Here is a 10,300-nt window from a genome sequence, read left to right as displayed (position 1 = left end):
AGTTCAAAGCAGTCTTACGGCAATATTTCCGACGAAGAAGAAAGGTGATCCGACAAATACGGGAGGTAATGTGGATCAAAATTACAGGTGAGCTTGTATCAATTTGATTTTTTTATGCCGGGATGCGGCCGGCCGTGCCCGTCCTTCGAACCCCGACCCGCTTCCCGGACGAACTCGCCCGCCGACGCGATCGCCTCCGCCGCCTCGGGCAGGAACGACCAGAAGATCTGGAACGAGTGGGTCGCCACCGGATAGAGCTCCAGCCGCACCTCCACCCCGTGGCCGCGGGCATGACCGGCCAGGCGCTCGGCGTCGTCGACGAACGGGTCGTCGGTCCCGCCCTGGATGAGCATCGGCGGCAGGCCCGACAGGTCGGCCGACAGCGGGCTCACGACCGGGTCCTCCGGCGGGTGCTCGGCCAGATAGGCCGAGACGAAGCGCCTGAGCAGGTCGAGCGAGATCGCGCTGTCGGACTGGGCCAGGCTGTCGCGGCACATGTCCACACCCGGGCAGAACAGCACGACGCCGCCCGGCATCGGCGCGCCCTGCCGCTTGAGGCTGAGCAGCAGCGACAAGGCCAGGCCCGCCCCGGAGGAGTCGCCCGCGACCACCAGCCGCCCAGGATCGCCCGCCTGCTCCAGCATCCACTGGTAGGCCCGCGTCACGTCCTCCAGGGCAGCGGGGAACGGGTGCTCGGGCGCCAGCCGGTATTCGGGCACCAGAGTGGCGGCTCCTGAGGCCACGGCGAGAGCCCCCGCCACATGGCGGTAGCCGTACGCGGAACCCATGACGTAGGCGCCGCCGTGCAGGTAGAGGACCGTCGCGGGCTCGTGGCCCGTGCCGACCTGGAAGCAGGAGACGCCGCCCGCGTTCACGGGCCGCACAGTCGTCTCCGGCGGAGCGAACTCGGCGTGCATCGTCTCGCACACCCGCCGCAGCTCCTCCAGCTCCGGCCCCGCGTCGCGGGAGGCCAGCGCATGCCAGTAACGGTAAGCCCGTCCGGCCAGCTCGCCCGACGCCGAACGGGTCGCCACGATGGCCTCGTCGAGGTCGGCCAGCAGCCTGCGCGCCCGATCGAGCAAGGCCCCGCCCGCCGCGGTGAGCTCCACCCGATGCGTGGAACGGCGCAGCAGATCGCACCCGACGAGCCGCTCCAGCGCCTGGATCTGCCTGCTCAACGCGGGCTGCGAGAGGTGGAGCCGGGTGGCGGCCCGGCCGAAGTTCAGCTCGTCGGCGACGGCGACGAACGAGCGCAGATGCCGCAGCTCGATCGTGTCGGGGGCCTGCGGCAAGGCCAAAAGCCTGCCATCCATACCGCGATTGTCGCACCGGCAGGCCGTCATGCGGCGGCCGCATGACCGCGATGCCCACTCGGCCTTTCCCCCGCGCGCGCACCGCGTGCCACGGTGAACGCATGAGCGATGTACAGAAACTCGTGCAGGAGACCATCGACCGGCTCGTCGAATCCGGCGACGAGCAGGGGCTGCAGGTGTCGGTCTACCGCCACGGCGAGCAGATCGCCGACGCCGTCGCGGGCCTGGCCGACCCCGCCGCCGGCCGTACGGTCACCCCGGAGACGCCCTTCTACTGCTTCTCCGTCGTCAAGGCCGCCACCAGCACGATCGTCCACATGCTCGTCGAGCGCGGGCTGTTCGGCTACGACACGCCCATCGCCGAGCTGTGGCCCGAGTTCGGCGCGCACGGCAAGGAGCGGGTCACCGTACGGCACGTGCTCGACCACACGGCCGGCGTGCCGGGCGTGCCACAGGACACGACGCTGGCGGACCTGTGCGACTGGGACAAGATGTGCGCGGCCGTCGCCGATTCGCGCCCGTGGTGGGAGCCCGGCACCAAGATCGGCTACCACGCGATCACCTTCGGCTACATCCTCGGCGAAGTCGTCCGCCTCGCCACCGGCAAACGCCTCTCCCAGGTCCTGCGGGAGGAGGTGGCCGAGCCCCTGGGCGTGGCCGACGAACTGTACTTCGGCATGCCCGCCTCCGAGCACCACCGCCTCGCCCGCCTCGAGGACCTGCCGGGGACCACCGAGCAGATGACGATGCTGCCGCCCGACCTGCCGATGTTCAGGGCCGCACCGGCGGCGCTGTTCCCCACCGCCGAGTGGGACCGCCGGGCCGACATCCTGTCCGCCGACATCCCGGCGGGCGGCAAGGCCACCGCCCGCGCCGCGGCCAGGCTCTACGCGGCCCTGCTCGGCGAGGTCGACGGCGTGCGCCTGCTGTCACCCGAAGCCCTGCGCCTGGCCTCCGAGACCTCGGCGACGGGAGTGGACGAGGTGTTCGGCTTCCCGACCACGTGGGGGCTCGGGTTCTCGGTGGGCCTGCCGGGCTTCCCATCGCCGAACCTGTTCGGGGTGGGCGGGGTCGGCGGGAGCTACGCGTGCGGGGACACGGGCAGCGGGGTGGCGTTCGCGATCACCAAGAACCGGCTGCGGCCCGACTTCGACAGCGCGGGCGCGGTACTGCGGGTGGTGCTGGAGACCACTCAGCGGAGCTGAACGAGCGTGCCGGGAAGCTGGGGAGCGGCTGAATCGGTGTCATGTACCGCGGTGAACGACACGATTGGCGGGCCTGAAGAGGACCTTGCGCGATCCGGATCCCTTGAGAGAGAGCCTCCACCAGATTCTTGCTCTATCCGGGGCTGGACCACCCAATTCGAGCATGATCGCGCCCTGGCCGCCACAGTCGATGATCGTGGCAATGCACTGCTGTCCCGCATTCTCCGCCTCCATGTGGCCCTTGCCGACTTCGCAAGCGAGGGCCGCGACCTCTGCGGCTGGCCTTCCGCGGACGAACGTGATACCAAAATTCGTTGATCCGGTAGGGCCAGTGGTCGTCCCTCCGAACCATCGGACGTCGTCGACAGCCATGTGACCTCCAGGGTCCGGGAGGAAGGGTGCACTCGCCGCGAGACACCCTGTCACACCCCCCACAACGGACGGGTACTGCCAGAGGCCCCCGGCCGAAGTGAGGACCGGGGGCGGGCGGGTGGGCGGGCGGGGGGCGGGAAGGCGGGAAGGGCACCAAGATCCCCGTCTCAGGGTTTTCTCAGCAACTCCTCATAGAGTCTCCGCATGAAACGCATGGCCGCGCTGGTCGTGGCACTTGCCGTGCTCGGTGTCACGGTGTGGCTGGTGTGGCCGTCTGGACCGGGCGTCCAGGGCCAGGAGCAACGGATCACCGTCGTCGACGGCCCGAACGACGACCAGAAGGTCGACCTGGACACCACCTTCTTCCCTCCCGCGCAAGGAGGCAAGGCGCCCGCCGTCCTGCTGGCCCATGGCTTCGGCTCGGCGAAGGAGAGCATGAGGAACCAGGCCAGGCAACTGGCCGAGGCGGGCTACGCCGTACTGACCTGGTCCGCGAGGGGCTTCGGCAAGTCGACGGGCCAGATCGCCCTGAACTCGCCCGACTACGAGGTCAAGGACGTCAAGCAGCTCATCGACTGGCTGGCGAAGCGGCCGGAGGTGCTGCTCGACAAGGAGGGCGACCCGAGGGTCGGCATGGCGGGCGGTTCGTACGGCGGGGCGATTTCGCTGATGACGGCCGCCTACGACGACCGGGTGGATGCGATCGTCCCCCAGATCACCTGGTACGACCTGGCCGACGCGCTGTTCCCGAACGGCACCGGCCAGGGCCCGGAGTCGGGGGTGTTCAAGAAGGCGTGGGCGGGCTTCTTCTTCGGCAGGGGCGGCATCGCCCAGGGCAGCGGCCTGCAGGGCGGGCTGGAGGCGCTGAACCGGCAGGTGCAGCCGCTGAGCCCGGAGGAGGCCAGGTGCGGCCGGTTCCTGCCGGAGATCTGCGACGTCTACCAGCAGATCGCGAGCACGGGCAAGGCGACGCCTGAGGCGGTGGCGCTGCTGCGCAAGTCGAGCCCGGTGAGCGTCCAGGGCCGGATCAAGGCGCCGACGCTGCTCATCCAGGGCCAGCGTGACTCGCTGTTCACGCTGGCGCAGGCCGACGGCAACGCCCGCGCGGTCGCGGGTCCGGTGCAGGTGATGTGGTTCGACGGCGGTCACGACGGCGGCAACGGCGAGGTCGACTACCTCTACGAGAAGACGCTGGGCTGGCTGGACCGCTGGCTGAAGCAGCAGCCTCAGCCCGAGGGCCCGGCGTTCAGCGTGACGCGTGACGGCGGCCGTGACCCGGGCACGCGCCAGCGGATCAGGCTGCACCCGGAGACGGCCCAGTACCCGGGCCTGAGCGGCACGATGACGACGCCGGTCGAGTTGCGGGGTCCCGAGCAGAACATCGTCAATCCGCCGGGCGGCACACCTCCGTCGATCTCGACCGTGCCCGGTGTGGGCGGCCTGCTCGGCGGGGGCGGCAGCGGCGGTGGCGGCCAGAGCAACCTGAGCGTGTCGCTCGACATGCCGGGCCAGAGCGCGGTGTTCGAGTCGGCGCCGCTGACCCGGCCGTTGCAGCTGACCGGCGGGGCGAGCGCGAAGATCAGGGTGTACGGCAAGGGCGAGGTGACGTTGTTCGGCAAGCTCTACGACGTCTCCGACTCGCTGCAGCCCCCGAACCTGCCGTCCGGGCAGATCTCCCCGGTCAAGGTGACGATCCCCGAGGGCGCCGACAGCGTCGAGGCGACGATCACCCTGCCGGTCGTGGACTACCTGTTCCCGGCCGGGCACCGGATGAGGCTGGCGCTGACGACCACGGACATGGGGTTCTCCACTCCGGCTGAGCCCGCCTCCTACCGGGTGGCGCTGGCGGACCCGGCGCTTGCCGTACCGAGCGTGAAGGGCCTGTCGGAGCCGCCGCCCGGCCTGGCGTGGTGGGTGTGGGCGATGCCGCTGGCCGCCATCGTGGTGGCGGCGGCCGTGCTGGCCACCGGCCGGACCCGCAGGGCCCGGGCGGGTACGGCCAGCGACGTGCCGCTGGAGATCACCGGCCTGACCAAGGCCTACAGCAACGGCTTCAAGGCCGTCGACGACCTGTCGTTCCGCGTGGAGCAGGGCCAGGTGCTGGGCCTGCTGGGGCCGAACGGCGCGGGCAAGACGACCACGATGCGCATGATGATGGGCTTGATCCACCCCGACGGCGGCACGATCAGGATCTTCGGCGAGGAGGTCACGCCCGGCGCGCCGGTGCTGTCGAGGCTGGGCAGCTTCGTGGAGGGTCCCGGTTTCCTGCCGCACCTGTCGGGGCGGGAGAACCTGGACCTGTACTGGGCGGCGACGGGCCGTCCGGCGAGCGAGGCGCATTTCGACGAGGCGCTGGAGATCGCCGGGCTCGGCAACGCGATCAACCGGGCGGTGCGCACGTATTCGCAGGGCATGCGCCAGCGGCTGGCCATCGCCCAGGCGATGCTCGGCCTGCCGGACCTGCTGGTGCTCGACGAGCCGACGAACGGGCTCGACCCGCCCCAGATCAGGGAGATGCGCGAGGTGCTCAAGCGCTACGCGCAGGACGGCCGCACGGTGATCGTCTCCAGTCACCTGCTGGCCGAGGTGGAGCAGACCTGCTCCCACGTCGTGGTGATGCACCGCGGCAAGCTGGTCAGCGAGGGCCCGGTGGCCCGCCTGCTGGCCACCTCCAACGGGCACGGACCTCGCCTGGAGGACGTGTTCCTGGACCTGATCGGGGAAAAGTGAGCGAGCTTGCGAGTGAACCAATGAACACAGCGAGCATGCTCGCACGCCCGACGAAGGAGGGCGTGTGAGCACCACATACGCGGCGAACAAGACGCTGCCGCTGCGGGTGGAGATCGTGCGGCAGTTCAAGCGCCGCCGCACGATGGTCATGTTCGGGCTGATGCTGGCCCTGCCGTGGATCCTGGTGATCGCGTTCAAGGTGGGCCCGCAGTCGAACAACCCGGGCAACGCGCTGCGCATCTCCGACCTGGCCTCGGCGGGCGCGCTGAACTTCGCCGCCTTCTCGCTGTCGGTTTCGGTGTTCCTGCTGGTGGTCGCGGTGGCGTTGTTCTGCGGCGACACCGTGGCCAGCGAGGCGAACTGGTCGTCGCTCAGATACCTGCTGGCCGCGCCGGTGCCGCGTGACCGGCTGCTGCGGCAGAAGCTGATCGTGGCGATGGGCTACGCGGCGGCGGCGGTGATCAGCATGCCGTTGATGGCGCTGCTGGCCGGGACACTGGCGTTCGGCTGGGACGACATCCAGGTGCCCGGCACGGGCGAGACGATCCCGGCCATGGACGCGCTGCCGCGTTTCGCCATCGTCATCGGCTACGCGCTGGTGTGCCAGCTGGTCACGGGCGCGCTGGCGTTCCTGCTGTCGACCATGACCGACTCGCCGCTGGGCGCGGTGGGCGGCGCGGTCGGGTTGTGGATCGTCTGCCAGATCCTGCAGGCCGTCGAGGCGCTGGGGGTGATCAGGGAGTTCCTCCCGACGTTCTGGAACAACGCCTGGCTGGACGCGATCGCGCCCGAGCCCGACTACAGCGGCATGGCCAAGGGGGTGGCGATCTCGATCACCTACGCGGCGCTGCTCATCGCGCTGTCCTTCCGGCGGTTCCGCCACAAGGACGTGGTGTCGTAGCGGGCCGGGCCCGTGAAGCCCCTGGTCGTCGGCACCAGCATGACGGCCAGGGGTGACAGCAGGCACAGCAGGCCGCACCCGAGGAGTACGGCGGGCGCTCCGGCGAGCTCTGTCAGCGGGGAGACGGCCAGCAATCCCAGCGGCGCCAGGCCGTACGACACGAGGAAGTCGACCGCCGACACCCGTGCCAGCAGGTGCGGCGGCACCTCGCGCTGGGTGGCGGTGAACCAGGTGATGTTGAACAGCGAGGAGCCGAATCCGGCCACCGCGTAGGCGGCGATCACCGTGGGGACGCTGGGCGGCAGGACGAGCGAGAGCGGGGCCAGGCCGTAGGCGGACAGGCCGAGCAGCGCGGTCCAGCCGGGGGCCGGCGGTTTCCATCGCATCATCAGCAGGGCTCCGGCCAGAGCGCCGACGGTGGTGGCGGTCAGGGCGGAGGCGAGCAGGGCGTCGCCGCCGAAGCCGGATCGGGAGATCGTGGGCAGGAGCACCTGGGTCGCGGAGAACCCGGCGGCGGCCTGGATCGCGAGGGCGACCAGGCCGGGGAAGAACCAGCGGTGCCTGCGCGCCTCCCGGACGCCTTCCCAGAAGGACGCGGCCCCCCGGGCGCCGGACCGCTCACGCCGGGCCGCGCCGGAGCCCTCCTCGCTGGCCCGGCGGAAGAAGGCGACGCGGCCGCGCGACGAGGCGGCTGGCGCGGCGGTCATGGCGGGCGTGGCGGTGGGCTGAGTGGCCGTGCGGCGGAGGAGGCCGCTGCCGAGGGCGGTGAGCAGCCACAACGCGCCCGAGACCGCCAGCACCGCCCGAGCCCCGGCCACGACGCTGATCGTGGCGGCCAGTCCCGGCGCGGCCATCGAGACGATGCGCCCGCTCATCGACGACAACGCGTTGGCCCGCTGCCGCGCCTCCTCGGCGACGGCGGCGGCCACGGCGGCCTGGAAGGCGGGCCGGTAGAGCCCCTGCCCGACCCCGGCGACGAGCGCGGCCGCGACGACCGCCCACAGCTGGCCCTCCAGCAACCACGCCACTCCGGCGGTGCCCGCGGCGGCGATGAGCCCGGCGACGCCGAGGGTGCGCCCCGGGGCCCGCCGGTCGGCCAGCACGCCGCCGACGGGCGTGCCGAGCAGGAACCCGGCCGTCTTGGCGGCCAGGGCGGCCCCCAGGACGGCGGCGTCGGCGCCGGCGTCGAGCACGGCGATGGCCAGCAGCACGGGGAAGAGGACCATGCTGAACGTGCCCGCGGTGTTGCCGAGCCAGAGCAGGAGGAAGCGCCGAGTCATGTAACCGACTCTAGCCCTTAAGACAGTTACGCGCGACTGCGGAAGGCGGCCACCTTCATCCGGTTCTGGCACGACGTGGAGCAGAAGCGCCTGGTCCTGCTCCGTGTGGAGTCGAGGAAGAGGTTGTCGCACCGTTCGGCGCCGCACACGTGCAGCCGTCCGGCCTCGGCGCTGCCGATCAGCATGCCCGCCGCGGTGGCCATGTCGGCCAGCAGCGCCGCGGGCCCCGGGACGGCGAAGTGCAGGTGCCAGGGGTCGTCGTCGTGGCGCACCAGCCGGGGTGCGGCGTGGGTGCGCTCGAACAGCTCGTTGATGTGACCGGCCGCGGCGTCCTCGTCGCCGGCCGCCACGTGTTCGAGGGCGAGGTAGAGGCGCGTCCCGCCGTCGCGGTAGGCCTCGAGGACCTGTGCGGTGATCTCGGGTACGCGCCTGGTGGCCAGGCGGAGCGCGGCGTCGACCTCCATCGGGGAGACGGCGGCGGGCGCGCGTCCCTGCCGGTGGGCCGTGCCGAAGGTGTTGGCCAGCGCGATGGCGGCGTCGAGCGCGATCGTCAGGTGATGGGTGACGTCCACAGGGTTCAGCCCCAGTGCGGCGGCTTGTTCTCCAGGTAGAAGGCGTCGGCGTCGTCGAGCGAGGAGCGCCAGTCGCCCCAGCCGAGATCGCGGTCGTCCGAGGTCTGCTCGGGTAGAAGTTCACTCACGCATTCATGCTATCCGGTGGAACAAATACGTACCTGAGATCAAGAAGAGGACATCCGCCGCGAGGTACGATGCCCTGGCAGGTGTCGCCTACCCCCGTGAGGCTGCCCATGGCCACCCCGTCCGGCTGGCGGAGAGAAGGCAATCTGCCCGCGGAGCTGACGAGCTTCGTGGGACGCACCCGCCTCCTCGCCACGTTGAAGCGGCATCTCAACGATTCCCGCCTGGTGACCGTCACCGGCATCGGCGGAGTCGGCAAGTCGCGCACGGTGCTGCGGCTGGCCCATCAGATGCGCGCTCACTACGCCGACGGCGTCTGGTTCGCCGACCTGGCCCGGCTCCAGGACGCCGGGATGGTCAAGCAGACCATCGCCTCGGCGCTCGGCATCGCCGACCAGTCGTCCCGTGCCGCCGGCGAGACGCTGTCGGAGTGGGTCGCCGACCGCGAGATGCTCCTCATCCTCGACACGTGCGAGCACCTCATCCAGGGCTGCGCCGAGCTCGTCGAGGAGCTGCTGGAGGCCAGCCCCAACCTGCGCATCGTGGCCACCAGCCGCCAGTCGCTGCACCTGACCTACGAGCGCGTGGTCCCGATCCCGCCGTTGCAGGTGCCGGGCGACGACCCTGCCGAGAGCCTGTTCACCAACGAGTCGGTGCAGCTGTTCGCGGCCCGCGCGGGCGGCGTGGTGCCCGACTTCGTGCTCGACGAGACCAACATCGGCTCGGTGGCGGAGCTGTGCCGCCGCCTCGACGGCATCCCGCTCGCGATCGAGCTGGCCGCGGTGCGCCTGCGTGCCCTGTCGGTCGACCAGATCCTCGCCCTGCTCGCCGACCGCTTCAGCCTGCTCGCGGGCGCCAGCCGTACGGCACTGCCACGGCACCAGACCCTGCGCGCGGCCATCGGCTGGAGTCACGAGCTGTGCGCTCCGGAGGAGCGGCTGCTGTGGGCGCGGTTGAGCGTGTTCGCCGGCGACTTCGAGCTCGACGCGGCGCGTTTCGTCTGCTCCGACCAGCGCCTGGCCTCGGAGGACATCACCGATCTGGTCACCGGCCTGGTCGAGAAGTCGATCCTGCTGATCCGCAGCAATCACGCGGGCGTGCGCTACAAGCTGATCGACACGCTGGCGGAGTACGGCGAGGAGTGGCTCGACAAGCTGGGCGAGACCGAGACCATGCGCCATCAGCACCTGATGTACTACCTGAGCCTGGCCGAGCGCAGCGAGGACGCCTGGTCGGGGCCGCGGCAGATCTACTGGTTCGTGCGCATGCGCCAGGAGCACGACAACGTGCGCATCGCGCTGGAGCACGCCCTGCGCACGCCCGGCGAGACCCTGCTGGCGCTGAAGCTGCTGAGCTCGTTGTGGTTCATGTGGGTCTGCTGCGGGTTCGTCCGCGAGGGCCGCACCTACCTGGAGCGGGCGCTCAGCGCCAACCCGGTGCCGAGCAAGGAACGCTGCAAGGCGTTGTGGGTGCTGTCGTACGTGCGCAGCGCCCAGGGCGACAGTGCCGCAGCGCAGCAGGCGGCCGAGCAGTGCAGCACCGAGGCGGTGCGGGTGGGCGACTCCAAGGCGGTGATCCTGGCGTCGAAGATGCAGGGCACGGCGGCCCTGCTGCAGGGCGACCTCCAGAAGGCCAGCGCGCTGCTGGGCGTGGCGATCGAGTTCAACACCGACAACAAGGAGCTCAACCCCGGCCTGCTGCCCGCCTGGTCTTGCCCCGGTTTGATGGACACCTGATCTCTGAGGGACCCTGGTTCCCAGAAGAAGGAGTTCACTGTGCCGAACAACTATCCGCCGGAGTT

General features: G+C 70.7%; 8 protein-coding genes. 4 read left to right on the top strand and 4 right to left on the bottom strand.

Going from position 1 to position 10,300, the window contains the following annotated elements; translation table 11 throughout:
* Positions 1-98 precede the first annotated feature (98 nt).
* The gene (locus HNR30_RS49485; RefSeq protein WP_181613110.1) at positions 99-1,313 is read right to left on the bottom strand and encodes an alpha/beta hydrolase fold domain-containing protein; all 1,215 of its coding nucleotides are present in this window, start codon (positions 1,311-1,313) and stop codon (positions 99-101) included.
* Between the two features lie 101 nt (positions 1,314-1,414).
* On the opposite strand from HNR30_RS49485, the gene HNR30_RS28230 reads away from it, so the two are divergent.
* The 3 genes from HNR30_RS28230 to HNR30_RS28220 all read left to right on the top strand — a co-directional run bounded on the left by HNR30_RS28230 (position 1,415) and on the right by HNR30_RS28220 (position 6,521).
* On the top strand, positions 1,415-2,518 hold the full coding sequence (locus HNR30_RS28230; protein ID WP_181613109.1) for a serine hydrolase domain-containing protein: 1,104 nt from the start codon (positions 1,415-1,417) through the stop codon (positions 2,516-2,518).
* 576 nt (positions 2,519-3,094) lie between these two features.
* Complete coding sequence (locus HNR30_RS28225) at positions 3,095-5,620, top strand: alpha/beta fold hydrolase (RefSeq protein ID WP_246379544.1); 2,526 nt, start codon at positions 3,095-3,097, stop codon at positions 5,618-5,620.
* Positions 5,621-5,684: 64 nt separating this feature from the next.
* On the top strand, positions 5,685-6,521 hold the full coding sequence (locus HNR30_RS28220) for an ABC transporter permease (protein ID WP_312894687.1): 837 nt from the start codon (positions 5,685-5,687) through the stop codon (positions 6,519-6,521).
* Here the strand turns inward: HNR30_RS28220 and HNR30_RS28215 are convergent.
* The 3 genes from HNR30_RS28215 to HNR30_RS49480 are packed head-to-tail and all read right to left on the bottom strand — an operon-like array spanning position 6,458 to position 8,501.
* Positions 6,458-7,801, bottom strand: a complete 1,344-nt coding sequence (locus tag HNR30_RS28215; protein WP_181613108.1) for an MFS transporter — start codon at positions 7,799-7,801, stop codon at positions 6,458-6,460. The genes HNR30_RS28220 and HNR30_RS28215 overlap by 64 nt on opposite strands.
* 26 nt (positions 7,802-7,827) lie before the next feature.
* Positions 7,828-8,373: a CGNR zinc finger domain-containing protein gene (locus HNR30_RS28210; RefSeq protein WP_181613107.1), complete on the bottom strand. Its 546-nt coding sequence runs from the start codon at positions 8,371-8,373 to the stop codon at positions 7,828-7,830.
* 5 nt (positions 8,374-8,378) lie between these two features.
* Complete coding sequence (locus tag HNR30_RS49480; protein ID WP_281389888.1) at positions 8,379-8,501, bottom strand: hypothetical protein; 123 nt, start codon at positions 8,499-8,501, stop codon at positions 8,379-8,381.
* 96 nt (positions 8,502-8,597) lie between these two features.
* On the opposite strand from HNR30_RS49480, the gene HNR30_RS28205 reads away from it, so the two are divergent.
* Positions 8,598-10,235 carry an ATP-binding protein gene (locus HNR30_RS28205; RefSeq protein WP_246379542.1) on the top strand — a complete coding sequence of 546 codons (1,638 nt, stop codon included), beginning with the start codon at positions 8,598-8,600 and terminating at the stop codon, positions 10,233-10,235.
* Positions 10,236-10,300 lie beyond the last annotated feature (65 nt).

Origin of the sequence: Nonomuraea soli (genome assembly GCF_013761175.1) — a bacterium.
Taxonomy (GTDB): domain Bacteria; phylum Actinomycetota; class Actinomycetes; order Streptosporangiales; family Streptosporangiaceae; genus Nonomuraea; species Nonomuraea soli.
Note: the sequence above shows the minus strand (reverse complement) of the source record. Positions and strands in the feature narration are given on the sequence as shown.

Coding starts and splice junctions, on each gene's coding strand:
- HNR30_RS49485 (WP_181613110.1), bottom strand. CDS start 1,313: ATGGATGGCAGGCTTTTGGCCTTGCCGCAGGCCCCCGACACGATCGAG.
- HNR30_RS28225 (WP_246379544.1), top strand. CDS start 3,095: ATGAAACGCATGGCCGCGCTGGTCGTGGCACTTGCCGTGCTCGGTGTC.
- HNR30_RS28230 (WP_181613109.1), top strand. CDS start 1,415: ATGAGCGATGTACAGAAACTCGTGCAGGAGACCATCGACCGGCTCGTC.
- HNR30_RS28215 (WP_181613108.1), bottom strand. CDS start 7,801: ATGACTCGGCGCTTCCTCCTGCTCTGGCTCGGCAACACCGCGGGCACG.